Here is a 25,066-nt window from a genome sequence, read left to right on the forward strand (position 1 = left end):
GTCCTCGGGCACTCACGTTCGCAAACGCTTGGTCTACACCGACATCTTTGCGCTCAACCCCTGAGGAGGTGACTCTTGGCCGTGGGTCCTTGGCAGATCGCCATCATCGCGTGTGTGCTCGTGTTGCTATTCGGAGGTCGCCGTTTCGCGACCCTGGGCAAGAGCTTGGCCGAGGGGATCACCGGCTTTCGCCGCGGCCTGAAGTCGATCGAAGACGACGTCGAGCCCGAGCACAGGCCCCGTCGCCGCCGCGCCTGAAGCCGGCTGATCTTGTCGACACGCCGCGGAAACGTCCCTGACGGGCATCGCGCCGAGCCAACAAGAAGATCGGACAAGGCATTGCAGCGCCGGGTAGCTGTGACAATGCTTGGGGCGTGAACTGGAAGTTGAAGAAGCTCGACGCGCTGACGGCCCGCCCGGGGCCGCTCTTGGTGGTGGTGATGGACGGCGTGGGCATCGGCGCCGGAGACGAAGGGGACGCGGTGCACCTCGCGCGCACTCCGGTGCTGGACGGGCTCCTGAAGAGCGCGCCACATTTGGCGCTGCGCGCGCACGGCACGGCCGTGGGCATGCCCAGCGACGCGGACATGGGCAACAGCGAGGTGGGGCACAACGCGCTGGGCGCTGGGCGCATCTTCGATCAGGGCGCCAAGCTCGTGGACAGGGCCATTGCTACGGGCGCGCTGTTCGAGAGCGCGGTGTGGGGGGAGGCGGTGAAGCGCAGCACGGCGGGCGGCGCGTTGCACTTCCTGGGGCTCTTGAGCGACGGCAACGTCCACAGTCACATCGATCACCTGCTCTCGATGGTGAAGCGAGCGCACTCCGCGGGAGTGAAGACGCTCTACGTGCACGCCTTGCTCGACGGTCGAGACGTGGAAGAGCGCTCGGCGCTCACCTACGTCAGCGCGCTGGAAGACGTGCTGAGGGAATTCGACGGCAAAGACGGCTGTCGTTATCGCATCGCGTCCGGTGGCGGCCGCATGAAGGTGACCATGGACCGCTACGAAGCGGACTGGTCCATGGTCAAGCGTGGCTGGGAGGCTCACGTGCTGGGCAAGGCCCGCGCCTTTCCCTCGACAACGGACGCGATCGAGACCTTCCGCAAGGAGCAGAGCGGCATCATCGATCAGAACCTGCCGGCCTTCGTGATTACGGAGAACGAGAAACCCGTGGGGACGATCGAAGACGGCGACAGCGTGGTCTTCTTCAACTTTCGCGGGGATCGCGCCATCGAGATCAGCCGAGCGTTCGAGGAAGAGAGCTTCAAGCCCTTCGACCGCGGGCGGCGTCCGGACGTGCTGTACGCCGGGATGATGGAGTACGACGGCGACTTGCACGTGCCCAAGCAGTACCTGGTGGCGCCGCCGGAGATCGAGCGCACCCTGGGGCAGTACTTGAGTCAGAACGGCGTGACCCAGCTCGCCATCGCCGAGACCCAGAAGTACGGACACGTGACGTACTTCTGGAACGGCAACTGCAGTGGTCTGTACGATCCCGAGAGCGGACGTTACGTGGACGTGCCCGTGAAGGAAGAGACCGCGGATACGTATCAGGTGCGCGCGCGGCGGTCGGAGCTCGAAAGCTACTTGGAAGTGCCCAGCGACGTGGTGCCCTTCGAAGAGCGTCCGTGGATGAAGGCGGCGGAGGTGACGGACGCGCTGATCGCGGAGCTACGGACGAAGAAGTTCGGCTTCGCGCGGGTGAACTACGCCAACGGCGACATGGTCGGTCACACCGGGGACCGCGAGGCCGCCGTGATCGCGGTGGAGGTCGTGGATCGCTCCCTGGGGCGGCTGCTCGCGGTCATCGACGAGCTCGACGGCCTGGCGTTGATCACGGCGGATCACGGCAACGCCGACGAGATGTACATGCGCGACGAGAAGAAGGGCGGCTTCAAGACCAGCTCGGACGGTCGCATCCAGCCCAAGACCAGCCACACGCTCAATCACGTGCCCTTCATCTTGTACGACCCTCGCGGAGAGCTCTCGCTCTCGGGTTCGGTGAAGGACGCCGGTCTCTCCAACGTTGCGGCCACGGTGCTGAACCTGCTGGGCTACGAAGCTCCGGAGGACTACCGCGCTTCGCTTCTCGCGCGCTGAGGTGGCACAATGAGGGCGCCATGCGTGCCCTCCCGGTGATTGCGGCGCTGTTGTTTGCGGTCCCTGCCTTTGCGGATGACGGCGGCGCGGCAGGCAGCGAAGAAAAGCTGCCGCCGCTGAAGGTGACGGTGGATCGCGACAAGGTCGACCTGGACGCGCATCGTCTCGAGCTCAGCATGTCGCGGGAGGCCAAGTCGGTGAAGATCCGCGTGCTGGCGGAAGACGGCAGCGAGCTCGCCGAACAGGAGCACGATTTTTCCGGCAAGCCCGCGGGCGCCACCTTGGTGGTCACTTGGCAACCGAAGAGCGACGACGCCGTCGCGCGCATCGAGCTCTACGCCTACGACGCCCACGGCTACTGGAAGGGTGTGGCGCTCACGCCCTGGTCCGTGAAGATCCCTCATCAAGAGGTGCTCTTCGACACGAACAAGGCGCTCATCAAGAAGAGCGAAGAACCGAAGCTCGAGGAGAGCTACGCGCGCATCCAGAAGGCCATCGAGGAGCACAAGGAGATCGGCGCCATCAAGCTCTACGTCGCCGGCCACACCGACACCGTGGGCACGCCCGCGCACAACCTCACGCTGTCGCGCAAGCGCGCTCAGGCCATCGCCCAGTGGTTCAAGAAGCGCGGCCTCGCGAACCCTGTGTACTTCGCCGGGTTTGGCGAGAGCGTGCTCGCCGTCAAGACCAAGGACGAAGTGAGCGAGGCGAAGAACCGCCGTGTCGACTACATCCTCGCCATCGAGCCCCCAGCGATGAAGAGCGGCGGGGGCGTGCCGTGGAAGGCGCTGTGACGACGTGAAGAACGTGACCATCTCGGTCGATCAAGCGACCAAGCGCGACGTGAGCATCTCTCGCTTCATCGCCGGGTCGCTCGAGGAGCGGATGGCTGAGGAAGCGACCTGCGAAGTCACCATTTAGCGCAGTCTTGGGCGGCGCGCGCGACGCTTGAAGGAGCCGGGGTCTCGCTATCCAACCCGCGAAGAGCCCCATGATTGACGTGGTGTTCGTCGACACCAAAGTCCTCGACTAACCCCAGTGCTCACCTGAGTCGGTCCTCTCTCACAAGCTGCGGCCCGGCGTCCGTTCGGCGCGGAATCAGCCCGCGCGCATCGCGCTTACCGCGGAACGAGCAATGCCAGTGCACGACGGAGCAGCTCTTCCAGCGAGAGGCTGCGGGCTTCGGCAGCGAGCTTCTCCGTCGCCTTCGTGGCTTCGGCCTTCTTGAAGCCTTGGCTCGTGAGGGCCAACAGGAGCTTGTCTTGCTTCTCCCGCGCCTCGGCGTTCGCAGCGTCCTCGGTGTCTGAACGCCTTCGCTGACGAAGGCGAATCTTCTCTTCGACGTACTCGCGGCCGAAGGTCTTCTTGGCCGCATTCAAATTGTGGCTGGCGCAGAACACCCGACCATTGGAAGCGCCATCGCCACCACCAACGCCGGTGGCTTCGATGTGGTCGTACTGGAGATACGCCGTCGCCGTGCAGCGCACACCGGACTCCGACACGAAGCAGCAGTGGGCCCCGTCGCGTTCGTACACCTCGCGCCGGGCCGCACGGCCGGGCTCGCCCGGCTTCGTTCCGCGGGAGCGGCGCGGCTTGTCCGTCTTGCCCCAGCGCTTCTTCTCCAGCTCGCGAATCAGCGCGTCGAGCGCCCGCTCGACCACGACCTCGAGCTCGCGGCTCACGTGGCTCATCAGGTTCTGGGCGTGCTCTAGCTTCGCTTTCAGGCACTCTCCGGCGCTAAAATGTACCTCGAAGCGCCCTTCCGAGAGCGGTTCCACGCCCGGCGCCGGACCTTTTCCGCCAGTGCGCAGCGGCTTCACCTGGTCCGGAACGTCCGGCTTGGGGAACCAGCGCGCGAGCACGACGCGAATCCCCGCGCTGGTCTTGCCGGCGGCTTCTTCCAGGAGCGCACTGTGATTCTCCTGAGTGAGCCGCGGAGCCAAGAGCGAAAGCCCGGAAAGGTGCAGATCTCCGCTCGCGAGCAGCGTGAGCACGACCGGAAACGAGCGCGCTGCCCGCGCTCCGGCGATGCTCCGGTACGCCGTGCCCTCGCTCATCCCGAGGCCACGCACGCAGAAGTCGTACATGGACGAGTATCCCTCGTCGAACACGAGCTCGCGCCGGTCGATTTCGGCGAGGTGGGCGACCAAGTGCGCGGTGGCTTTGCGCCGACCGGCGTTGGCCACGACCGCGCTGGACCAGAGATCGCGATTGGAGAGGTCTTGAAGTGCGGAGAGCGCAGTGCGCTCGGTGGCAGACGGTTCTACGGAAATGGCTTTGGACGATGACATGACAAACCCCCGTGGTTTCCCCGGGCATACCATGGGAAATTTCGCCTTCTTCAGCGCCCTCTCGAGACGCTTTCGCAGACGCGGACAGCTCGAAGAGCGATTTGCTTTCGAACGCGCGCCCAGTGGGCGCACGTGTGCTGCGCAGGCACTGTGCGAACGAGAGCGACGAAATGAGAGCGCGGAGCGTCCGAAATCTCGTCAACTGAAATCGTCTTCGCGGTGTCGAATTCTGTCGTCCGCTTCGCACTCGTCTCGGATCGCCATCGTTGCAGACATTCCGGCCGCTTGGTCCGCCCTCGAACGACGCGCGGCAGCGGCGGCACCTGTCCGTTGCTCTCGCCGGAGTGGCACCGATGGTGGTCAACCCAGGTGAACAGGGGGTCTAGCAGCTCGGAATGCCGTCGACCACGACGCAGCGGCGTAGGCTCGGGATCACGGGCTTGGACGCCGCGGGTGCGGCCGCCGGGTACAGGATCTGCGGAGTCTGCTCGTAGCTCGTTTCGCAGCTGTGCTTGTCGGCGAAGCCCTTCATGGACGTGAGACCGCTGGCGTTCACCTCGGCGTACTGCCAGGGCATCGCGCCGGCGTAGCCGTTGGCGTACAAGCTGTCCACGATGGTGCCGTAGGGCGTGCCGTTCAGTCCCGTGAACGGCATCTCGCCCATCACGATGGGCTTGTCGAGGCCGTACTGGCTCGCCGGCGTGGAGTACGGCCAGTAGGTGTCGACCCAGTCGTAGATGTGGAAGGTGTAGAAATCGAGGCCGGATTTGGTCCACGCCTTCGACCACTTCACCGCTGCGCCGCCGACGGTAACCAAGGCGGAGCTCTCGGCATGGAGCGCGGTGGTGGCTTCCTTCACGAAGGTCTCCATCTCGGAGAAGGACACGGGCTGCAGCCCCGAGTTGGACTCGAAGGCCGGGTCGCCATACGAGTCGGTTCCCGTCATCGCCCACTCGGGCTCGTTGATCACGTCCCAGGACACCACGCGGTCGGCGTACGGACTGGCTGCGACGGTCTGAGCGACCTTGCGCACGACGTTGTCGATCAGTGCTTTGCGCTTGCTGGCGCTCTGGATCATCGGCGCCATGCCCGGGATGTAGATGCCGGAATTGGTGCCGCTGGGACTGAAGTTGTCGAAGGAGAACAACGTCAGCTGCAGGTACACGCCGGCCTGTGCGGCGAGCTCCAGGGCCTTTTCGATGTCCGCCACTGCGGTGCCGCCGAGGCCCGTGGGGGATTCGTTGCCGTCGAACTGCACGCCGTCACCGCGGAAGTCCGGGAACATCCACCAGCGGATCACGCTGCCGCCGTGGCTGCGAATGTCTGCCAGGTTCGCCGCGTGGACCGCCGGCTGCGCACTGACGCCCTTCTGCCCCCACGCCGAGATCCCGCCGAAGTCCCCCGCGAAGACCTCCCACGCGTAGTTGGGTCCGTAGAAGAAGCGCTTCTTGCAGTCCCAGGTGATGCCGCCGCCTGGCGCCGCACAGGTGTCGACGCAGGCTCCACCGCCGGAGCCCGCCGCGCCGCCGCTTCCGGAAGCGCCGCCGCTCCCCGCACTACCGCCTGCCCCCGACGCACCAGCGCTGCCGCCGCTCGACGTGCCGCCGCTCGACGTGCCGCCGCTCGACGTGCCGCCGCTCGACGTGCCGCCGCTCGACGCACCACCCCCGCCTGGGCTCGACCCGTCATCGCTACCGCTGCACGCCATGCAAAGCCCCGCCGCGACCAGTACGGACATCCACCTCATGCTCACAGCGTGCCGTGGCGCCTTGCGGGAGTCCAAGGGCGTTGCTACATAGAGGGCTCGAGGTGCGCAGGGGCGCCTCACCCGCCAAAAGTCGAAACACCCTGCATTCGTCGAAAAACAGAACGGTTTCGCCTTCTTTGCGAATCCCCCGGGCCCGAATCGGAGCGGGAAGCGGCCCACGAAACGGAGGACGCAATGGTCGATATCGTCGAAGAGCTCAAGGACAAAGCGCGCGTGCTGCATGGCCGCGTGAAGCACGGAGACGCGGACGCGCTCGCTCGAGTGCGGTCGTTGCCCGAGCTGCGTTCGTTGGACGACGAGGCTTTGGGCCGCGAGATCCAGCGCAAGCACTGTCTGACGGTCCTGGCTCGTGAGGTTGGGTTTTCTGGTTGGTCCCACGCGGTAACGGTCCTCGACGGACGTCCCGCGGAGGACATGGGCACGTTGCTGTCGCCCAGCGGCGCGTCCGCCCACTGGAACATCTGGTCGGCCCACTACGACGAGGCCCGCAGCATCCGCGCGGAGCACGGCGGGTACTTGCTCGCGTACAAGCGGCATTTCTTCATCGTAGATCGTTACTACATCGAGACCCTGGGGCTCGATCCGGACGACGAGCGCTGGAGCCGCATGGCGCGGGACTGGGCACGTCCGGCAGACACGGAAGCGCGGCGCGAGCTGTATGCGGAGCTGATCCGCCAGCGGCTCGCGGTGGCATAGAGACTCTGTGCGTGGCGCCCACCCCGGTGGGCGCCCGGTCAGGGCAGCACGAGCTCCACGTTGACGTCGAGCACGCCGACCCACTCGAAGTACTTGCCGCTCGCGTCGGGGCCGTTCGAGGGCGACGCTTCCGTCGGATGGACGCTCTTGCCGCGGGTGTCTCGCGGGATCTCGTAGAAGTTGGTGTACGAGCCGGCGACGAACAGGTTCGGAAGCACGGCCACCCGCGCTCCCGCCGCAGCGGCGAAGTCGTCGAAGTCCATCAGCGATGGCTCGAGGGTTTCGTCCGGCACCGCGTTCGAGTCGTAGCCCAGCCCAGCGAACAGCTCGAGGTCGCGCGTCGCAAAGTAGCTGCCCCCAAGGCGGACGCCGAAGGCGTCCTTCCAGTCGCGAGGTACGTTCTGGACGGCGCCGCTGTCCGGCGGCGCGGAGCCGTCCTTGCGCAGCGCGCAGGATTCCCCTTTGCGCGCCACGCAGTGGCGGGTGAACGCGCTCCAACGCGTCAGATCCCCAAACAGCCGCAGCTCCACCTCCGGCGTGGGGCGCCAGCGCACCCCCGCGCGATAGACGTCCGGTAGATCTTGATGCAGCTCCACTTCGGTCACGTCCACGCTGCCCGTGAAGTCGTTCCGGAGCTCGCCGGCGAGCTTCATGCCGCCCACCACGTTGGGGCGTGACTGGTACGACACGCCGAGCCACAGCTGATCGTCGACGGCTTCGAACAGCGCGCCCGCGCCGAAGGCGAGCTGCCAGCCGGAAACGTCCAACTGCGAGCGTCCTTCCAGGGTGACGTCGTCGTTGCCCAGGGCGGTGCGCGCCGTGGCGGTGTTCACGTTGGAGTACACCAGGTTCAGCCCGGCGCCGATGCTCATGCCGCTGTCCCACAGCTCCGCCGCAGCGGCCGCAGTGAGATACGTGGACTGGATCGTTCCTTCGATGTCGTACCAGCGCTGCACGCCGTCCACCGGCCCCGGATACTTCGGATCGTTCTCGAAGGCCGTGTTGTCGTCCCACACCTCACTGCCGCCGAAGGGCACGTAGGCGCCAATGCCGAAGGCGAAGGCCCCGATCTTGGTGCTGGCGCCGAGCATCGGCACGGCGGCGAAGTTCAGCAGCGTCCCTTTGCCGTGGTTCGCGCCCTGGGCGTCCGGCGGCTCTTCAGTGTCGGCGCTCTCCCGCTGGTGCTCGTAGCTCGCGCGCCGCAGGGCGAACAGGCCGTCGGCGAACAGGTGCGTGCCCTCGCTCGCGGCGAGCCCCGCGGGGTTGTAGTAGATCGCCGTCGGGTTCTCCGTGGTGGGGTGGCCGTGCTCACCGCCGAAGCGCGCCGTGGCGAAGCCTGACGCCGCAGCGGAGCTCGCGCAAAGCAACAGCACAGCAGATGGTGCGAGCCCACGCCTCATAGAGCATCCGGGGGGTCGAGGTTGCAGTTGATGGCGATGTCCGGCAGCTCGCCGGAGGCCGGCACCCGCGCGAGCGTCCAGCTGGAGCCGGCAAGGCCGATGGCCACTGGCAGGGTGACGTTGCCGCTGGCATCGCCGCACAAGAAGCTCACCGTGGGCTCCGCACCGCACAGCGTGCCGGACAGCGTGACGGTGCCGACGATGGCGGAGCCGGGCAGTACCGGATCCGCGTTGCCGGGGATGTGCAGCTCACCGAGATCCGCGACGAAGGCGCCGCCCGCGGGCACGTCCAGCGGGATGACGGGCAGCGCGTCGCCGGCAGGAGTCGTGCGATCGCTCGCGCTCAGGGGCGTCAGGGTCATGGCCACGGCGAGCCGGCTTTCTCCCGACGGTTCCGCGTCGAGCCGACACAAAAACAAGATCGGAGTCTTGGGGCTGAAGGCTGGGCTGATGGACAGCAAGTAGTCTCCGCCCAGTTGCTCGGCGGTGGCGTCCTCGCAGGCGCCGGCGTCACCGGCTCCCGCATCTTTCTGAGCGTGGGTGCGGGCGTAGCGATCGGCGAAGTCTTCCATCACGCCGTCGGGATCCGCGCACCCCCACGCGAGCAGAGCGAACAGCGCCACGAAGCTTCGCTGCGCCATGGAACAAACGTACTCCTCGGGGCGACCTTCGCTATGACGCGAATCATCGGAGCGTGGTAAGCAAAGGCATGGCGGGGCGACATTACATCGCAGTGGGTATCGTGCTGGTGGGTTGTGGCGGAGCAGCGCCGGAGCCGGCGGCGCCCGAGAGCGCGGCGCCGGAGCCCGAAGCCGCCGCGGTCGAGACCGTGGAGCCCGAAGCAGCACCGGAAGCGGCGGAAACAGAACCCGAGAGCGCGGCGCCGGAGCCCGCGGCTCCGGAGAAGCAGAGCCTGAGCAAGGAGGAGCTCACGCTCGTGCTGCAACAGCTGCTCGACGATCCGGACCTGGAGCAATACCTGCATCTGGACAAGGCGGGCCGGCTGCCGCTCAAGATCTCCGGGGCGGACCTGCCGGAGAAGCTCGCTGCCCACAAGGGCGGCTACGACGTGAAAGTGGTGCCGGAGCCCAAGTCCGCGAAGGACGCGGTGCTGGTGATCACGAAGATCGAGCGCGACGGCTCGCAGGTACGGCTGCGCTATCGCTTCGACGTGGAAGGCGTGCGCGGCTCGGCGCTGGTGTTCGAGAAGAACGGCAGCTGGCGCCTCCGTTCCAATCGCGTCATCGAGAAGTGAGGCGCTCGAGCTCGAACGTCTCGAGCACGAAGCCGAGCTTGTCCATGTCCTCCTGGACTTCCGCCTTGGTGTGCTCGGCGACCTTTCGTGGATTGCCCTCCGCCTCTTCGCGGGTGAGGCTCGCGAGCACGCCGCGGAGCGTTCCTTCGATCGTCTGCTGAGCGACCGTCGCGATCTCTTCCCGGGGCTGTCCCAAAAAGCGCTCCACGGCGTTCGCCAAGTGCGGCATCTCCCGCGCGATGCGCACCGTCGCCGTGGCGCCCACGTCCGCCACGCCGCCTCCGCGCAGGTACGCGTTCCGGAGCTCCACTTCGAGCTTCATCACGGACACATCCATGTAGTCCACGGTCTCCAGCAGCGGGATACGGAGCGCGCGTCCCCCGCGGATCGTTCGGTAGCCCCGCACGGTGCCGTCCGCCGCCATGTAGCGGCGCCCCGAGAGCACGGCCACCTGGTTCGGCGCCACCACGATCAGCAGACGACCGACGACGAGCACCATCACGCCGAGCCAGAGCAGCGTGACGGCGGCGATGGTCAAGACCAGCGCGAGGACCTGTTGACCGCCGGCACCGAGCACCGCCGCCGCCAACAGACCGCCGACGGAAAGCACGATCGGGATCCAGGCGAGCGCGCTCGAGCGGCCGACCTTCGCCAGCGGGGGCTCCTTTTGCGTTTGCAGCTCGTGCTTGGCCTGCGCCAGCTCGTCTTCCAGCTCCTCCACGCGAGCGCGCATGGCGCCCCGGTCGTCGCGAAAGGCCATGCGCTGACGATAGCTCGTCGCTCCATGCGTGGGACGTCAATCCGCCGGTTCCCCAACGTAACGACGGAGGCGATCGCTTCCGCGGCGGACCGACAGGCTATGGATAGTGACGGTAGCTACGTTGTCTCCGCGCTCGCAGGTCTTCCAAGGCTGATTTTGTCAGCTCGGCGCGGAACCTCACTTTGAGCGGATCGTCCTTGGACAGCGTGAGCACGAAGGGGATCGGCGTGGTCCCCTTGTGCGGGAGCACGGCCATGTTGCTCCTGAGCCAGGAATGCACCTCGTACTGCGCGACGAAGCGGCGCATGCCGCCGATGCCGGCGAGGGTCGCGACGCCGCCGGCGAAGGCCCCCGGGACGTCGAGCCCGGTGGGCACGGGCAGGCTCGCCCCTTTGGAGACGGCGCGCGTCAGTCGTTCGACGAGGCCGGCTTCGTCGGGGGAGAGGCCGATCCAAGTGCGCTCGCCGTCGGGCACCAAGATCACGACCAGGGCGGCGTCCTTGGCGCGATCGCGGCTCTTGTCGCGGTGCTGCTCCCAGCAGTCGTCGAACAGCTTGCCCGGCAGCTTCATCTCGAAGGTGGCGCTGCCCTTGGGGAGCTTCGGGCTCGGAGCGCGCTGCTTGATCTGCGGCAGCCCTGGGCACAGGCGCGGTAGCTGACGGTAGACGATGTCCCGGAGATCGCCGGAGTCGTACGCGTTCATGCCCTGCACCAGGCGCGGCAGGTACTCCGACGCCGGTCCGTCGTAGGCCATGATGTGCCAGCCGTACACGCTCATCATCTGACGACGGAGGCGCTCGCCGCCGAACAGCCGGGTGCCGTTGCCGTTGCGGACGTCACCGGCGTCTTCGCCGAAGGCGTCTCCGTGGGCGTACACCATGGGCGCGTCCGGAGCGAAGGTGGCCGCGACCACCTCTACGGAGTCGCGGCTCGCGCCGGGTCCGAGCCCCGCGCGCAGCACCTGTTCCACGAACTGCTGGAGCTCCTTGGCCCGGGCGTCGGGAATGCGGCTGGTGAACCACGCGAAGTCCGCGTCCTTCGGCAGCCGGGAGAACGCTTCCGGCATCTTCGCGGTGTCTCGCGCTTGGCGAAACGTCGAGCCGGCCCAAGAGCGCTTGCCGGCGAGCACGGCTTCGCTCTCGAGCGCCACGGTGCTGCCTTCCAGGGAGAGGCGCAGCGTGATCTCGTGCACGTCGGCGACCAGACCGAGGCCCTCTTCCACCAGGGTGGGCAGGGTGGGCTCGATCCAGCGCGCCAGATCGGGATCCCGACGCAGCTCGCCGGCGAGGAGCGACGGGATCATCGGCTTGGCGCGCTCGAGCAGGGGACCGTGCTGCTCGCTGAGGGCGCGCACGGGGATGCGGGCCAGAACCTCCGGCGGGCCCGCTTGCTCGCGGCCCAGCGTGCGCGCCAAGTAGGGCGCGGCGCGGCCGAGCGTTCCGGCAGGGCCGCACATGAAGCGGGCGGGCGCGAGCGGCGGCGCCTTGGCGAGCAGACAGGGCCCGCTGGGGGCGTCCGACCACTGGAGGTCCTGCCCCAGGGGCGTGAGCTTCGCGCCGGCGTCGCGCAGGCGTCGCTCCGCTTCCTCCCAGGAAGAGAGGCCGATGGAGCTCACCCAGCGCACGCTCGGCGCCAAGCGAAAGCCGCCGGTGTCCAGCAGCGCGACGAAATGCTCCGGCGCCGCCGCGACCACCAGATCGGAGAGCCCCGAGTCCTTGGCGATGATGGTCGTTCGATCCGGGTTCAAGTCCGTGGCGACACCGTCCAGTGCGTCGCGCAACGCCTGGCGTTGGCTCACGTGTCCTTCGGCGAGCAGGCTGCTGGGCGGCGGAACGGGGCTCAGATCGAGCGCCGCAACTTGCTCCGTGCTGGCGCTGGGTGTCGTCTTCGGAGCTTCGGCGGGAGCTGTCGGTGCAGCGCCGCAAGCGATCACCGAGAGAGAGACCAAGCTGGTAGCGATGCGTAGGTGGTGCTTCACGACGCCGGAGATGGTAGCGCGCGTTGGCGTCATGCGCCGAGTGATATAGTGCCGCGATGCAGCCGGAGCGCTTGGCACTATTGGCCCTCGCGGCCATGGTCGCGGGCGCGGTCAATGCAGTCGCAGGCGGTGGCTCGTTGGTGTCGTTTCCGGCGTTGCTCGCCCTCGGCGTGTCGCCGGTTTCCGCCAGTGCCACCAATACCGTCGCCCTCGCGCCCGGCGGCCTGGCGGCGGCCTTCGGCTACCGGCGGGAGCTCGGCGACAACAAGCGGAGTGCGCTCTTGCTGATGGCGGCTGCGGGCGTGGGGTCCCTGGTGGGCGCCACGCTGTTGCTCGAGGTTCCGGAGCGCGTGTTCGAAATCGTCGTGCCCTGGCTGGTCCTGGCTGCCACGGGCGTACTGTTGCTCAAGGAACGCGTCGCGCGCTGGGCCAAGACCGAGCAGCCGACCCGCGCGCGGCTCGGGTGGATCGCGCTGCTCTTGGCCGTGGTCTCGATCTACGGCGGCTATTTCGGGGCCGGCATGGGCATCGTGACGTTGGCGCTGCTCTCGCCGCTGCGGCGCATGTCGATCCACGAGATGAACGCGATGAAGACGCTGATCGTCGGTGGCATCAACGGCATTGCGGCCGTCTACTTCCTCGCGTCCCGCGCTGCAGAGCTGGCGCCGGCAGCGGCCATGGCCGTGGGTGCGTTGATCGGCGGCTACGGTGGCGCCCGCGTGGTTCGTCGCGTTCCCCCCACGCCGGTGCGCCGCGGCGTGGTGGTGTTGGGCGTCGCCCTGAGCGCTCTCCTCGCCTACCGTTACTGGTGGTGAGTGCGGTGCGATTGTCCCGGCGCGACGCGTTTGTCGCAGGACGACCGGCGGCTTTTTCGCGGATTTCGTCGGCGCTCCGCGGGCACGTGGTTTGCGATGACGTGGGGGCATGGACACCTCCCGACGCATCTTCACCGTGGTTTCGATCTTGACCTTGGCGCTTGCCGGTTGCGGTAGCGACGACGCGGGCGGCGGCTCCGGCGGCAGCGCGGGAGCCGCGGGGTCGAGCAGCGGCGGCACGAGCAGCGGCGGCACGAGCAGCGGCGGCACGAGCAGCGGCGGCACGAGCAGTGGCGGGAGCAGCTCCGGTGGAGCGAGTAGTGGCGGCGCGAGCGGTGGCGGTAGCGGGGGCGCTGCGGGCATGGCAGGCGCAGCCGGCATGGCGGGCGCTGCGGGTGCTGCGGGTGCTGCGGGTGGAGGCGGCGCGGCCGGAGCCGCGAACGCAGCGCCGTCGTCGGATCGCTTGGTCAAGCATCCCATCGGCAGCAAGTATTCGAAGCAGGGCTACTGGGAATACTTGCCACCGAACCCACCAGCAAAGGCGCCGCTGATGGTGTTCTTGCATGGCGTCGGCGAGAACGGCCCGGGCAACTCGGCGGCTCTCGACGACGTGCTGCACGCGGGGCCGCCCAAGCTGATCAGCAAGGACCAGTGGCCCAACTCACGGCCCTTCATCGTGCTCTCTCCCCAACACGTGGGCAGTGGCTGCCCGAGCGCGGACGAGGTGCACGACTTCATCACCTTCGCCACCCAGAGCTACGGCGTGGATCTGTCCCGCGTGTACCTCACGGGGCTCAGCTGCGGTGCCATCGGCAGCTGGAGCTACCTGAACAAGTACCTGGATCAGCAGATTGCGGCGTTCGTCTCCATCGCCGGGGACGGCAAAGGCGCGTGGAACAATCGCGGGTGCGAGCTCGGCAAGGTGCCCATCTGGGCGTTCCACGGGGACCAGGATCCCACGGTGAACGTCTCCGGATCCAAGGTTCCCCTGGAAGGATTGATGCAGTGCCCGTCTCCGCCGTTGATCGAAGCCAAGCTCACGATCTACCCGGGCGTGAAGCACGACTCCTGGACCAAGACCTACGACCTGAGCGCGGGCCACGACATCTACGCCTGGCTGCTCAAGTTCAAGCACCCCTGACTCAGAGATCCTTGCAGCAGCGGAAGCCGATCTGCGGGCCCTCTCCTCCTCGGACGTGGGGCTCGTGGAAGCCGCAGAACACGGCGCTGCCGCTGCCGCCGGGGAAGTTCCAGGAGCCCCCCTGGGCTTCGCACTCGTCCGTGGCGGGATCGCTGGTTTGGGTGCAGCTGTCCTGCCACTCCATCACGTTGCCACTCATGTCGAAGATGCCGGGGTAGCCACCTTCGCACTTGGGCAGGGAGCCGACGGGAACCTGCCCACTGCTGCCGCCGTCGGTGACGCTGTCGCGGCAATTGCCCGCCACGTACTGGTTTCCGTACGGATAGTTCTGCACGCCGTTGAGTGAGCAGGCGACCATCCACTGGCTCTGGGTGGTGCTGCACTCGGCCTTGGCCAGCTCACCGCCGCCGAGCTTGCCGCACAGGCGCTTGCCGGCCCAGGCGCAGTAGTCCACGGCGTCACACCAGTCCGTGCCGTGCACGGGTTCGTCGTCTGCGGTGGCGTTCCACAGGTAGTCGGAGATCTTGTAGCTGGCGTTGAAGCCGCACTTCGGGTGCGTCCCCGTCGGTGTCGCCCCTTGGTCCACCAGAAATTCTTGGTACTGCGCGCGGGTGACCTCGGTGCTGTCGATGCAGAAGGCGAGGTTCTTGGGCTTCACCATGCTGGCGCCTTTGTAGCTGCCACACGGGTCCGTCGCGGCGTCAGCGCCGGCACTGCCGCCCGCACCGGCGGATCCCGCGCTGCCACCGACGCCTGCGGTCCCCGCGTTGCCGCCACTGCCGGCGCTGCCCGCCGCGCCTCCGGTGGAGGCATCCTCGATGCTGCCCCCGGTTCCCGCGCTGCCCGCATCCCGACACTTTCCATCGGCACAGTCGCCGTAGCTGGACAGCTCGGGGAACAAGCTGCAGCCGGCGGCGAGAACCAGCAGCGGGAGCACAGCGACGGATCTCACTCGTCATAGCTTAGCGGTTTTTTTCATCGTGGTGGGGCTTTGCACCCCTCGCCGTGCTCGGCCCAACCTCGCGCCGTCGTGCTAATTTCGCGGCGATGAGCGAGGAGCTCTCCGCGACGCTGCTCCGGCAAGCCGCCACGCTTCCGAGCGGAACGTACCTGCTGAGCGCAGAGTCGGGGGAGACACTGGTGGTGAACGGCGCGAGCCCAGGGCGCGTGCTGGTCGGTAAGTCGGATGCGTGTGCGCTGCGCCTCGCGGATCCCGAGGTCTCCCGGCGTCACGCTGCCCTCGAGCTGGTGGGCAAGCGACTGCGCATCACGGATCTGGGCTCCACCAACGGCACCTGGGTCGATGGCGTGGCCATCAACGACGCCTGGCTTCGCGGCGGCGAGAGCCTGCGTCTGGGGGCTACTCGGGTTTCGGTGCAGTACCAACCCGATGGCGACAACCCCGAGGTTCCCTTCGCCACGGGGTTCGGTCGCGTGCTGGGAGAGAGCCGCGCCATGCGCCGGCTGTACCCGCTGTGCGACAAGCTCGCCCGCTCTTCCGTGGGCGTGATCATCGAGGGAGAGACGGGCACCGGCAAAGAAGTGCTGGCGGAAGCGATCCACGAACAGGGGGATCGCGCCGAGGGGCCCTTCGTGGTGTTCGACTGCACCGCGGTACCGGCGAATCTACTGGAGAGCGAGCTGTTCGGGCACGAGCGGGGAGCGTTCACGGGTGCCATCGCCACGCGCCGCGGCGTGTTCGAGCAGGCCAACGGCGGCACGTTGCTCATCGACGAGATCGGTGATCTGGACCTCGCCCTGCAGCCCAAGCTGCTGCGCGTGATCGAGCGCGGCGAGGTGCGTAGAGTGGGCGGCGATCGCGCCCTGTCCGTGGACGTGCGCGTGCTATCCGCCACCCGGCGGGATCTCGACCGCCAGGTAGCCGACGGCCAGTTCCGGGACGATCTGTTCCATCGCCTGGCCGTCGCGCGCATCGAGCTGCCCCCGCTACGCGAGCGTCAGGGGGACGTGCTCGTGTTGGCGGACCACTTCTGGCGTGAGCTCGGAGGTCGCGGCCAGCCACCGGAAGCGCTGCTCGCGCGCTGGGACGCTTGGCACTGGCCCGGCAACGTGCGCGAGCTCCGGAACGCCGTGCTTCGCGCCGTCACCCTGGGAGAAGAAGCGGAGCTCGGCGCGCTGGAGTCGCTGCCGTCGGACGCGCCGGACTTCCTGTCGGAGCTGGTTGCTCTGGGATTGCCCTTCGCCAAGGCGCGGCAAGCGCTCTTGGATGAGTTCGAGCGACGCTACCTCGCCAAAGTGCTGGAGGAGAACGACGGCAACGTGTCGCGAGCCGCGCGGGCTTCCGGCATCGCGCGGCGCCATTTCCAGCGTATCCGCGCGCGCAGCACGGAGCGACGTTGACCGCGCCGCCCCGACAAACCCTCAGAAGGAACCACGGGCCCGAAGCAGCGCGCCCCCCGCTGCCGGGCTGAGCTCGATGCGAGCGGCGTCTTCCTTGGGATCCGATTCCAGGAGCTTCCAGGTGATGCCGCTGCCGAGGGCGACCACGCCAACGCCGAGAGCCACGCCGGCGGCGACGAACTTGGTGCGGATGGGCGACAGCTCGCCGTCGCTGCAGCTCCGGGTGGCGCCGCAGCCGTCCAACATGTCCGAGTATTCGCCTTGGGCGATGAGCTCGAGCGTGCCGAACGTGACCAGGCCGGCCACGCCGACGCCGCCCAGGATCCACGGCGCCGCGGACGACGACGCTGTTTCTTTCTTTTTCACCATGGGTACGGGCTTCGCCTTCGGTTTGCCCTTCTCCGAGAGCGTGACCAGGCGATTCTTCTCTCCCGTGGCGATGGTCACCGTCTGACCGAGCTCGCGACCGTCGCTCAACACCACACGCAATCGATGGCGACCCGGATCCAGCTCGATGGCGGTGCCGTCGAGGTGATCGCTCGCCTGGGCGTCGTCCACGAACAGCGTGCCGTCGGCGTCCTTGCCGTCGGCGTCCTTGGCCCGCACCACCACGCTGGGCATGCTCTGGCTCACTTCCTCCAGCCAGGCCACGCAGTCTTTCGACACCACCTTGGGGCACTCGCTCTTGCTGCACTGAAGCAGCTTCTTCTTCGCCTCGGAGAGCTTGCCTTCGTCCCGCGCGCGTTGGGCGTCTTCCGCGGCCTGGGCGCACACGGCTGCTTCACTGCCCCAGGCAGTGGACGAAAGCAGCAACAGAGCGAGCACGAGCGCTATTCGAGACACTGGCGTTTGTAGATCTTTCTCCCCTGGGCATCGAAAGTGAAGGGCGGATTGCAGTCGACCTTCGGCTTTGGCTTTTGTCGGGGCGGCGCGGAAGCTCGCGTGGGCGCGGGGCGTGGGGGCTCCGGCGCGGATGCGCTGGCCGTCGCGGAAACGCCGGCCGTCGCGGAAACGCTGGCCGTCGCGGAAACGCTCGGCACGCTCGTCGCGGAAGCCCGCGCCGGCGCCGTCGCGGAAACGGACGCGCGGGGCGTCGCGCTGGCTGCGTCGCGCCCACCGTGTGCGGACAGGGCCCACACCGTGGCGCCGACACCCAGCACGGCGAGCAGCAGAAGGCCCAGGGCCGCCCGCCGCGGCCGCTTCGCAGCCAGCGCACTGGCATCCGTCCCGGACAGCGTGCCGCTCGGCAGCTCTGAGGACGGCTTCGTCGCGCCCGCATCGAACACCGACGGCTGCGTCGCGCCCGGCGCGGAATCGGCCATCAAGCTCTGCACCAAGGACGCCATTTTCTCGGAGCTGTCGCTGCTCTCCACACTGGCAAGCTGCTGCGCGCGGGACTCCAGGGAACCGCCCGCCACCTCTTCCACCCAGGCGCTCACCGCCGACGCGAGGGCGGGGCGGTGCGCCGCTTCCAGTGCCAGGGCCATCTCCTTCGCGGTGGCGAAGCGCTCGGACGGCTTTCGACTCAGGGCGCGCAGCACGATGGCATCGAGGGCCGCCGGCACGCCCGCCGCGATGCTGCTCGGCTTCTTGGGCTTGCCGTACAGCACTTGCTCCACCACCTGCCCGGGGTGATCCCCCCGCGCGAAGCGCCGGCCGCTGAGCAGCTCCCACAACACCACACCCGCCGCCCACACGTCGGTTTGGCGTGTCACCTTCTCGCCGCGCACCTGCTCCGGCGCCATGTAGGCGAGCTTGCCTTTGATCTTGCCGTCTTCCGTGGTGTGGAAGCGCCCGGCGGCCTTGGCGATGCCGAAGTCGAGCACGCGGGTCACGCCATCCCGACCCACGATCAGATTCTGGGGCGACACGTCCCGGTGCACGATGCCCAGAGGCTCGCCGCGCTCGCTCTTGGCTTCGTGAGCGGCGTGCAGGCCGTGCAGCGCACCGCTCACGATGGACACGGCGATGTCCGGCGCCAGCGGCGCTTTCAGCGCCTTGAGCAAGCGCGACGCCGTCTCGCCGTGGATGTACTCCATCACGATCAGGAGCTCTCCGCTCTCCGCCACCACGTCGAAGGTCTGCGCCACGTTCGGGTGCTGGATGCGCACCGCCAAGCGCGCCTCGTCCAGGAACATGGTGACGAACTCCGGGTCCTTGGCGAACTGCGGATGGAGCCGCTTGATGGCCACGGTGCGGGAAAAGCCCGCGGTGCCCAGCAGACGGCCGAGATGCACCGTCGCCATCCCTCCCGAAGCCAGCTCCTCGTAGAGGGCGTAGCGACCGAAAATCAGCGGCTCAGCGTCCGTCAACCGATCACGCATGATGCCACAGCCTCCGGCAGCGTGCCGAGCCAGCCTTGAAATCGCCGTCCTGCGCGGTTACTCCGCGCCCATGAAAGCGCGCTCCCGACTCTCGTTTGCTCGTCTCTCCCGCACGCTGCCCTTCGGGCTGCTCGCGCTCGGAGCCGCCTGCGGCTCGCCGCCCGCCGCGCAAGCGCCCTGTCCCACCGGTCCCGAACCAAGCGCGACGGCCGGAGCCACGCCGGAGCAGGGACCGGCCACGCCGGCGGAGGCCGACGCGTTCGTGGCGCAGGTGAACCAAGACCTGAAGAAGCTGTGGACGGACGCCGAGCGCGCCGCCTGGGTGAAGGCCAACTTCATCACCCACGACACGGAAGAGATCGAGTCTCAGGAGCAAGAGGCGGTGATGGAGTACACCGCCCGCAAGATCCGCGAGTCCCAGCGCTTCGCCGACGTACAGGGCCTTTCTCCGGACACGGCGCGCATGCTCTACCTGCTGAAGTACTCGGCAGGCTTGCCGGCGCCGAGCGATCCCGCCAAACGCAAGCGCCTGGCGGAGATCGCCACGCAGATGGAGAGCATGTACGGCAAGGGTCAGTACTGCTCGCCCAAGCTCAAGGGCAAAGGGGAGGACAAGAACAGCGAATGCCTGTCACTGGAAGAGCTCTCCAAGATCATCGGCAAGAGCCGGGATTGGGACCTGTTGCTCGAGGTGTGGAAGGGCTGGCGCACGGTCTCGCCACCCATGCGTCCGATGTATCAGGAGTTCGTGCAGCTCGGTAACGAGGGCGCCCGCGAGATCGGCTTCAACGACATGTCCGAGATCTGGAAGGGCGGCTACGACATGTCCGCCGAGGATTTCGAGAAGGAGATGGACCGGCTGTGGACCGAGGTGAAGCCGCTCTACGACCGACTGCACTGCTACGTTCGCGCGCGTCTTCGCAAGCAATACGGCGCCGATAAAATCGGCGTCAAAGCGCCGATCCCCGCCCACGTCCTCGGCAACATGTGGGCGCAGGAGTGGACCACCCTGTACCCGATGATGGAGCCCTACAAAGGGCACGGGCAGGTGAACCTCACCCCCGAGCTGGTCAAGAAGAAGTACACGCCCATCAAGATGGTGAAGCTGGGAGAAGGGTTCTTCACCAGCCTGGGCATGCCGCCGCTGCCCAAGACCTTCTGGGAGCGCAGCCTGTTCGAAAAGCCCAAGGATCGCGACGTGGTGTGCCACGCCAGCGCTTGGGACGTGAACATGAGCGGGGATCTTCGGATCAAAATGTGCATCGAGATCACCCACGAAGATCTCGTGACCATTCACCACGAGCTCGGCCACGACTACTACTTCGAGTACTACAAGGACCAGCCGCCGCTGTTCCAGGCCGGCGCCAACGACGGCTTCCACGAGGGCATCGGCGACACCTTGGCCCTCAGCGTCACTCCCAGTTACTTGAAGAAGATCGGCCTGCTCGACAAGGTGAGCGAAGACCCCAAGGCGGATCTCAACCTGCTCATGAACCGCGCGCTGGAGGGCATCGCCTTCTTGCCCTTCGGCAAGTTGGTGGACGAGTGGCGCTGGCGGGTGTTCAGCGGCCGGGTCAAGCCCAACGACTACAACAAGGCCTGGTGGGAGCTGCGCGAGAAGTACCAGGGCGTGGCCCCGCCCGTGGCTCGCAGCGAACAGGACTTCGACCCGGGCGCCAAGTACCACGTGGCTTCCAACGTGCCGTACACGCGGTACTTCATTGCGCGAATCCTGCAGTACCAGTTCCACCGCGCCCTGTGCCGGGCATCCGGCTACGAAGGCCCGCTGTACAAGTGCAGTATCTACGGAAACAAGGCCGCCGGTCAGAAGATGATCGCCATGTTGAAGCTGGGGGCGAGCAAGCCCTGGCCGGAGGCGCTGCGGGCCATCAGCGGCGAAACCAAGATGGATGCCACCGCGATCATCGACTACTACAAACCGTTGATCGACTGGCTGGACGATCAGAACAAGGGTGAGCAGTGCGGTTGGGACTAGTTGCCGAGGCGGTGCTGGCGTGAGCTACGAGGCGCTCGCATCGCGCCTCGTCCGCGGGCGTCCACTGGTGTTGGACGCCGACACCCTCGCGTCCTTTCGCGCACGTGGCGTTGCCATGGATACGCCGGGCGCCGTGGGCGAGCTCTTGCGCCGGGATCCGGAGATGGTCAAGGCGCACTATGCCGCCGAGGTCGAGAGCGACGTCAACGTGCTGTGCGCCCTCACCGCAGACACCACGCCCCGCGCGCTCGCGGAGGTCGGCATGCAGCATCGCAGCGCGCTGCTCACGGGGCTTGCGGTGGACCTCGCGTTCGAGGTCACCGTGGAGGCTGCGCGCCCGGTGGTGGTGGCGGGCGTGCTGGGCAGCGAGATGATCGCGCCCATGGCCGCGGATCGCCTGCAGGAAGAGCTCACCGAGCACGCGCTGCGCATCGCCACGGCCGGCGTGGAAGTGATCTTGGCCCGCGGCCAGGGTTCCTTGAACGAGCTGATGGCAGCGGTGGCCGCCGGCAAGGAGGCCGAGCTACCCGTGTGGGCCATCGTGGAGTGCGCTCCTGGTGGTGAGCTCGCCGTGGGTGGGAGCTGGCGGGAGCTGGTGGCCGCACTTTCGGACGCGGGCGCCCGCGCCATCGTGTTCGAGGTCTCCAGCGTGGACGACGGCATCCAGGTGCTCGAGGGAGTGCGCGAAGAGATGAAGACGCGACAGCTCTTTCCCGGGGTGTTGCTCGCCAGCAGCGCCGAGAGCGTGCGAGGTTTCCCCAACGGCGAGGAGCCGGAGATCTGGGCGGCGCGGGCTCTGGAGCTCGACACCCACGGCGCTCGCATCATCGGCGGTGGGGCTGGCACCACGGAGTCCCACACGGAGGCGCTCGTCACGGAGCTCCGAGCCCTGCATCCCTCCATCCGCCCGCCCGCCTGAGGCTCGGTTTTCACAAGGAATTTTGCGCGCGCCTTTCGCGGAGTCCGGGCCGGGCTACCCTCGAGGGCGTGCTAGGCGACGAGCTGAACGTGATGTTCAAGGATGCAGCGGACCCCACGGCGGTGGAGGCCTACGCCAAGCGACAAGGCGCTTTCGACCTCAGCGCCGAGGAGCTCGCGAAATCGGATCAGGTCGAGGCCACCCTGGAGGCCATGTACCTGATGGCGGCTTCGGATGGAGAGGTGGCTCCGGAGGAGCTGCACCAGCTCTCGGCCAGCTTGCGTGCGATGCTGGAGCCCTTCGAAGCGGAAGGCAGCGCGCTGTACGGCCTGCCACTCTTGCGCCTCGATCGGCAGCTGTCCGTCTTCGCGGAGGCGCTGGAAGCGCAAGGGCACGAAGCGCGATTGGCCAGCGTCGCCCAGCGGCTCACGACGGAAGACTCTCGCTGTCTCGCCTTCTGCATGGCAGCGGGCGTGGCGCTGGTGGACGACTTCGTGGCCAGCGGTGAAGCCGACGCCATCGAGCGCTTCGCCGCGGCGTTCCAGCTCTCCGCGGACGAGTCCCAGCATTTGCTGCGAGAAGTCCACGAGCGCATGAGCGGCGCCTGAGGCTTCGACGTCGCGGCGCTGCCCACGCCCGAGAGCATGCCGTGCTGGACGTCGCCAAGGGCGTGGCGACCGGTAGTCCTTCCGCAACCCTCGAGGGACTCGCCAAGCTGGCGCCCAAGGACAGCTCGGCGCGGGTGGCGCTGGAGGGACTTTCGGCAGCGGCCGGCGGTGACGTGAAGGGCACCGTGGAGGCCATCGCCAAGCTGGGGGGCGTGGACGACGAGCTCGAGACCGTACGCGCGCGGCTGCGTCAGGCGGACCAGCTCACGGCCTTGAAGCGGCGGGCTGAGGGGCGCATGGCGGGCGGCTGACCCCCTCTTGCGCCCCAGGCGCCGGCGCTATACTGCCCGACACGAAATCCGGACAGGAGGTCATGGCCGAAATGGTCGGCCGTCGACACCTGTTGGACATGCGGCGCGTACAGGGCAATCGACCCGGCGAATCATGAGCACCATTGCCCCCAGTCCCGAGGATCGGGCCGAACGGCTCACGGACGTTGCCCAGCTGTCCGAGCCCTTCCACGCGGCGGAGAAGCCACGGGACGTCTGGAAGATCGGCTCGGAGGCAGAAAAGTTCGGCATCCTCGCGCCCAACGGCGAGCCCCTGTCCTACGACGGTCCGCATGGCGTGGTCCGGGTTCTCGACGCCTTGATGGGCAGCCACGGCTGGCGCGCGGACGCCGAGTACCCGGGCGGTCCCCTCATCGCGCTGAAGCGAGAGAACGCCTCCTTGACGCTCGAGCCAGGAGCCCAGCTCGAGCTCTCCGGCGCACCTCTGCCGGACATCCACTTGATCTGCGCCGAGATGCGCGGCCACGTGGCGGAGCTCCGGCAGATCACCAGTGAGATGAACCTCTCCTGGTTGGCCGTCGGCTTTCATCCCACGGCGCGGCAAGAGGACCTGCCGTGGGTGCCCAAGCAACGCTACGCCATCATGCGGGAGTACCTGCCCACCAAGGGCACCGGTGCCCTGGACATGATGCGCCGCACCGCCACGGTGCAGGCGAACATCGATTACTCGGACGAAGAAGACGCGATGCGCAAGCTGCGCGTCGGTCTGGTTCTGGCTCCTCTCGTCAACGCAATGACGGCGAACTCGCCCTTTCATGAAGGGCGGCTCTCCGGCAAGAAGAGCGTTCGGGGCGACGTGTGGCTGCGCATGGATCCCTCCCGCTCCGGGCTGATCCCCGCGCTGTGGGACAAGGAACGCCCGCGCTACGTCGACTACGCGGAGTGGGTGCTGGACGCGGGCATGTTCCTGTTCAAGCGCGACGGAAAAGTGATCGCGAACACGGGGCAGACCTTCCGCAACTTCATGAAGGATGGCTATCAGGGCCACTACCCGACGATGGCCGACTGGAAGCTCCACCTGCAGACGGTGTTCCCGGAAGCGCGCCTCAAGAACACGTTGGAGTTTCGCCCTTGTGACTCGCTGCCCACGGACATGACCTGCGCGATCTCCGCGCTCTACACCGGCCTGATGTACGATGTGCAGGCCTTGGGGGAGGCCGAAGAGCTCAGCCGGACCCTGAGCTTCGAACAAGTGTCGGCGGCCCGCCCCGCTCTCGTCGCCTCGGGCCTCGCCGCGGAGATCGGTGGCCGGCCGGCCCGGGAGCTCGCCGAGCGCGTGCTCGAAATCGCGAGTGGCGGGCTTTCCCGCCGCGGCCGGCTGAACGCCCAGGGCCAAGACGAAACCGTGCACCTCCGTCGCCTCGTGGATCTGAATCAGGCCGGGCTGTCCCCTGCAGATCGCCTCACGGAGGGGCTGTCCAACGACGATCCGGACTTGCGACGAGAAATTCTGGCTCGCACCCGCTTCTGAGGCGGAAGTACCATCGGCACAAAGGGGAGTCCGCCGATGAGCGATCGTCCGATGCACACGGTTCCGGGGCTGTATCAGAAGCTCGAGCAGATCTACGCCGAGGGCGAACGCCTCATCAACGAAGGGCAGCTGCAAGCGGCAGTGGAGAAGTTCTCCGAAGGGCTCGCCCTCGATGATCACTTCCGCCAGCGCTACGTCACCATGTACGCCCAGCGCGGCTTCGCTCATCAGCGTTTGGGCAACGTCACCGAAGCCGTCGAGGACTACAGCCGCGCCATCGAGATGGAGCCGCCCATCAATCAGGCGCAGTACCACTTCCATCGTGGCATGTGCTTCGGGAAGATGGAGGGCATGGAAGAGCGCGCCGTGGAGGACTACACGCGCTCCATAGAGCTCTATCCCGACCATCCGGGGCCCTATCACCTGCGCGGCAAGCTCTTGGTGGACGTCTTCGAGCGCTACAAGGACGCCATCGGGGACTTCGACCGCCTTGCCGAGCTCGCGCCCCATCCCGAAGGCTACCAGCTGCGCGGCTTTTCCAAGTACATGCTGAAGGACTACGACGGCGCCGCCGAGGATCTCGCGAAGAGCAGTGAGCTGCGCCCCGATCCGTACAACGACTACCTGGCAGCCTGCGTGTTCGCCGCCGCGGAAGACGTCCCCGCGCTGGTGGCCGCGATGCAGCGAACCCTGGCCGCCGACAAGACCTATCTCGACGCCTTCGGCCAAGACGACGAGTTTGCCGCCTATCAAGAGCACCCAGAGTTCGTGGAAGTGCTGCTGAGCCACGCGCGCTGAAGGGTGGTTCCGCGGCGGACCGACATCCATCTGGGA

At 67.4% G+C, this 25,066-nt stretch carries 23 protein-coding genes; 14 read left to right on the top strand and 9 right to left on the bottom strand.

Annotated features, from left to right (window positions below):
- Positions 1–75: 75 nt before the first annotated feature.
- From H6717_37155 to H6717_37165, 3 genes are all read left to right on the top strand, one after another.
- The gene (locus tag H6717_37155; GenBank protein ID MCB9582727.1) at positions 76–258 is read left to right on the top strand and encodes a twin-arginine translocase TatA/TatE family subunit; all 183 of its coding nucleotides are present in this window, start codon (positions 76–78) and stop codon (positions 256–258) included.
- 182 nt (positions 259–440) lie between these two features.
- Positions 441–2,099 (top strand): 2,3-bisphosphoglycerate-independent phosphoglycerate mutase, encoded by a 1,659-nt coding sequence (locus H6717_37160; GenBank protein MCB9582728.1) that lies wholly within the window; start codon positions 441–443, stop codon positions 2,097–2,099.
- A gap of 20 nt (positions 2,100–2,119) precedes the next feature.
- Complete coding sequence (locus H6717_37165; GenBank protein ID MCB9582729.1) at positions 2,120–2,893, top strand: OmpA family protein; 774 nt, start codon at positions 2,120–2,122, stop codon at positions 2,891–2,893.
- Positions 2,894–3,217: 324 nt separating this feature from the next.
- Here H6717_37165 and H6717_37170 read toward each other — a convergent pair whose 3' ends face one another.
- On the bottom strand, positions 3,218–4,390 hold the full coding sequence (locus H6717_37170) for a hypothetical protein (GenBank protein MCB9582730.1): 1,173 nt from the start codon (positions 4,388–4,390) through the stop codon (positions 3,218–3,220).
- Between the two features lie 382 nt (positions 4,391–4,772).
- Entirely contained in the window at positions 4,773–6,128 is a 1,356-nt protein-coding gene (locus tag H6717_37175) for a hypothetical protein (protein MCB9582731.1), read from the bottom strand.
- A 204-nt stretch (positions 6,129–6,332) separates the two neighbouring features.
- Here H6717_37175 and H6717_37180 point away from each other — a divergent pair, with 204 nt between their 5' ends.
- On the top strand, positions 6,333–6,854 hold the full coding sequence (locus H6717_37180; protein ID MCB9582732.1) for a hypothetical protein: 522 nt from the start codon (positions 6,333–6,335) through the stop codon (positions 6,852–6,854).
- A 38-nt stretch (positions 6,855–6,892) separates the two neighbouring features.
- Here the strand turns inward: H6717_37180 and H6717_37185 are convergent, their stop codons facing one another.
- On the bottom strand, positions 6,893–8,254 hold the full coding sequence (locus H6717_37185; GenBank protein MCB9582733.1) for an outer membrane protein transport protein: 1,362 nt from the start codon (positions 8,252–8,254) through the stop codon (positions 6,893–6,895).
- Positions 8,251–8,895, bottom strand: coding sequence for a hypothetical protein (locus H6717_37190; GenBank protein MCB9582734.1), 645 nt, complete (start codon positions 8,893–8,895; stop codon positions 8,251–8,253). The genes H6717_37185 and H6717_37190 overlap by 4 nt, the downstream gene beginning before the upstream one ends.
- Before the next feature lie 68 nt (positions 8,896–8,963).
- Between H6717_37190 and H6717_37195 the strand changes: the two genes are divergently transcribed.
- Positions 8,964–9,509 (top strand): hypothetical protein, encoded by a 546-nt coding sequence (locus H6717_37195; protein MCB9582735.1) that lies wholly within the window; start codon positions 8,964–8,966, stop codon positions 9,507–9,509.
- Here H6717_37195 and H6717_37200 read toward each other — a convergent pair.
- The gene (locus tag H6717_37200; GenBank protein ID MCB9582736.1) at positions 9,496–10,269 is read right to left on the bottom strand and encodes a flotillin family protein; all 774 of its coding nucleotides are present in this window, start codon (positions 10,267–10,269) and stop codon (positions 9,496–9,498) included. The genes H6717_37195 and H6717_37200 overlap by 14 nt on opposite strands.
- 97 nt (positions 10,270–10,366) lie before the next feature.
- The gene (locus H6717_37205) at positions 10,367–12,280 is read right to left on the bottom strand and encodes a hypothetical protein (GenBank protein ID MCB9582737.1); all 1,914 of its coding nucleotides are present in this window, start codon (positions 12,278–12,280) and stop codon (positions 10,367–10,369) included.
- 23 nt (positions 12,281–12,303) lie between these two features.
- Between H6717_37205 and H6717_37210 the strand changes: the two genes are divergently transcribed.
- The gene (locus H6717_37210) at positions 12,304–13,062 is read left to right on the top strand and encodes a sulfite exporter TauE/SafE family protein (GenBank protein ID MCB9582738.1); all 759 of its coding nucleotides are present in this window, start codon (positions 12,304–12,306) and stop codon (positions 13,060–13,062) included.
- 109 nt (positions 13,063–13,171) lie between these two features.
- On the top strand, positions 13,172–14,203 hold the full coding sequence (locus tag H6717_37215) for a hypothetical protein (GenBank protein MCB9582739.1): 1,032 nt from the start codon (positions 13,172–13,174) through the stop codon (positions 14,201–14,203).
- Between the two features lies 1 nt (position 14,204).
- Here the strand turns inward: H6717_37215 and H6717_37220 are convergent, their stop codons facing one another.
- Positions 14,205–15,155: an SUMF1/EgtB/PvdO family nonheme iron enzyme gene (locus tag H6717_37220; protein ID MCB9582740.1), complete on the bottom strand. Its 951-nt coding sequence runs from the start codon at positions 15,153–15,155 to the stop codon at positions 14,205–14,207.
- Positions 15,156–15,250: 95 nt separating this feature from the next.
- Between H6717_37220 and H6717_37225 the strand changes: the two genes are divergently transcribed.
- Positions 15,251–16,564: a sigma 54-dependent Fis family transcriptional regulator gene (locus H6717_37225; protein MCB9582741.1), complete on the top strand. Its 1,314-nt coding sequence runs from the start codon at positions 15,251–15,253 to the stop codon at positions 16,562–16,564.
- Positions 16,565–16,585: 21 nt separating this feature from the next.
- On the opposite strand, the gene H6717_37230 is transcribed toward H6717_37225, so the two are convergent.
- Together H6717_37230 and H6717_37235 are read right to left on the bottom strand one after the other, a co-directional pair.
- The gene (locus tag H6717_37230) at positions 16,586–17,407 is read right to left on the bottom strand and encodes a hypothetical protein (protein ID MCB9582742.1); all 822 of its coding nucleotides are present in this window, start codon (positions 17,405–17,407) and stop codon (positions 16,586–16,588) included.
- Positions 17,395–18,888: a protein kinase gene (locus H6717_37235; GenBank protein MCB9582743.1), complete on the bottom strand. Its 1,494-nt coding sequence runs from the start codon at positions 18,886–18,888 to the stop codon at positions 17,395–17,397. The genes H6717_37230 and H6717_37235 overlap by 13 nt, the downstream gene beginning before the upstream one ends.
- Before the next feature lie 70 nt (positions 18,889–18,958).
- Here H6717_37235 and H6717_37240 point away from each other — a divergent pair, with 70 nt between their 5' ends.
- From H6717_37240 to H6717_37265, 6 genes are all read left to right on the top strand, one after another.
- A complete protein-coding gene (locus H6717_37240) occupies positions 18,959–20,884 on the top strand; it encodes a M2 family metallopeptidase (GenBank protein MCB9582744.1) in 1,926 nt (641 codons plus the stop codon).
- A 19-nt stretch (positions 20,885–20,903) separates the two neighbouring features.
- A complete protein-coding gene (locus H6717_37245; GenBank protein ID MCB9582745.1) occupies positions 20,904–21,803 on the top strand; it encodes a homocysteine S-methyltransferase family protein in 900 nt (299 codons plus the stop codon).
- Between the two features lie 68 nt (positions 21,804–21,871).
- Positions 21,872–22,411 (top strand): TerB family tellurite resistance protein, encoded by a 540-nt coding sequence (locus H6717_37250; GenBank protein ID MCB9582746.1) that lies wholly within the window; start codon positions 21,872–21,874, stop codon positions 22,409–22,411.
- Positions 22,412–22,452: 41 nt separating this feature from the next.
- Positions 22,453–22,722 carry a hypothetical protein gene (locus H6717_37255; GenBank protein MCB9582747.1) on the top strand — a complete coding sequence of 90 codons (270 nt, stop codon included), beginning with the start codon at positions 22,453–22,455 and terminating at the stop codon, positions 22,720–22,722.
- 133 nt (positions 22,723–22,855) lie between these two features.
- Positions 22,856–24,232 (top strand): glutamate--cysteine ligase, encoded by a 1,377-nt coding sequence (locus H6717_37260; protein ID MCB9582748.1) that lies wholly within the window; start codon positions 22,856–22,858, stop codon positions 24,230–24,232.
- Positions 24,233–24,268: 36 nt separating this feature from the next.
- Positions 24,269–25,030: a tetratricopeptide repeat protein gene (locus H6717_37265; protein MCB9582749.1), complete on the top strand. Its 762-nt coding sequence runs from the start codon at positions 24,269–24,271 to the stop codon at positions 25,028–25,030.
- The last annotated feature ends 36 nt before the right edge of the window (positions 25,031–25,066 follow it).

Source organism: Polyangiaceae bacterium, from assembly GCA_020633235.1.
In the GTDB taxonomy this organism is placed as follows: Bacteria; Myxococcota_A; Polyangia; order Polyangiales; family Polyangiaceae; genus JACKEA01.

What these genes read in the sequence shown, in the direction of transcription:
- H6717_37160 (MCB9582728.1), top strand. Translation starts at nt 441, where the DNA reads ATGGACGGCGTGGGCATCGGCGCCGGAGACGAAGGGGACGCGGTGCAC.
- H6717_37165 (MCB9582729.1), top strand. Translation starts at nt 2,120, where the DNA reads ATGCGTGCCCTCCCGGTGATTGCGGCGCTGTTGTTTGCGGTCCCTGCC.
- H6717_37170 (MCB9582730.1), bottom strand. Translation starts at nt 4,390, where the DNA reads ATGTCATCGTCCAAAGCCATTTCCGTAGAACCGTCTGCCACCGAGCGC.
- H6717_37175 (MCB9582731.1), bottom strand. Translation starts at nt 6,128, where the DNA reads ATGTCCGTACTGGTCGCGGCGGGGCTTTGCATGGCGTGCAGCGGTAGC.
- H6717_37180 (MCB9582732.1), top strand. Translation starts at nt 6,333, where the DNA reads ATGGTCGATATCGTCGAAGAGCTCAAGGACAAAGCGCGCGTGCTGCAT.
- H6717_37185 (MCB9582733.1), bottom strand. Translation starts at nt 8,254, where the DNA reads ATGAGGCGTGGGCTCGCACCATCTGCTGTGCTGTTGCTTTGCGCGAGC.
- H6717_37190 (MCB9582734.1), bottom strand. Translation starts at nt 8,895, where the DNA reads ATGGCGCAGCGAAGCTTCGTGGCGCTGTTCGCTCTGCTCGCGTGGGGG.
- H6717_37195 (MCB9582735.1), top strand. Translation starts at nt 8,964, where the DNA reads ATGGCGGGGCGACATTACATCGCAGTGGGTATCGTGCTGGTGGGTTGT.
- H6717_37200 (MCB9582736.1), bottom strand. Translation starts at nt 10,269, where the DNA reads ATGGCCTTTCGCGACGACCGGGGCGCCATGCGCGCTCGCGTGGAGGAG.
- H6717_37205 (MCB9582737.1), bottom strand. Translation starts at nt 12,280, where the DNA reads ATGACGCCAACGCGCGCTACCATCTCCGGCGTCGTGAAGCACCACCTA.
- H6717_37210 (MCB9582738.1), top strand. Translation starts at nt 12,304, where the DNA reads ATGCAGCCGGAGCGCTTGGCACTATTGGCCCTCGCGGCCATGGTCGCG.
- H6717_37215 (MCB9582739.1), top strand. Translation starts at nt 13,172, where the DNA reads ATGGACACCTCCCGACGCATCTTCACCGTGGTTTCGATCTTGACCTTG.
- H6717_37225 (MCB9582741.1), top strand. Translation starts at nt 15,251, where the DNA reads ATGAGCGAGGAGCTCTCCGCGACGCTGCTCCGGCAAGCCGCCACGCTT.
- H6717_37235 (MCB9582743.1), bottom strand. Translation starts at nt 18,888, where the DNA reads ATGCGTGATCGGTTGACGGACGCTGAGCCGCTGATTTTCGGTCGCTAC.
- H6717_37240 (MCB9582744.1), top strand. Translation starts at nt 18,959, where the DNA reads ATGAAAGCGCGCTCCCGACTCTCGTTTGCTCGTCTCTCCCGCACGCTG.
- H6717_37260 (MCB9582748.1), top strand. Translation starts at nt 22,856, where the DNA reads ATGAGCACCATTGCCCCCAGTCCCGAGGATCGGGCCGAACGGCTCACG.
- H6717_37265 (MCB9582749.1), top strand. Translation starts at nt 24,269, where the DNA reads ATGAGCGATCGTCCGATGCACACGGTTCCGGGGCTGTATCAGAAGCTC.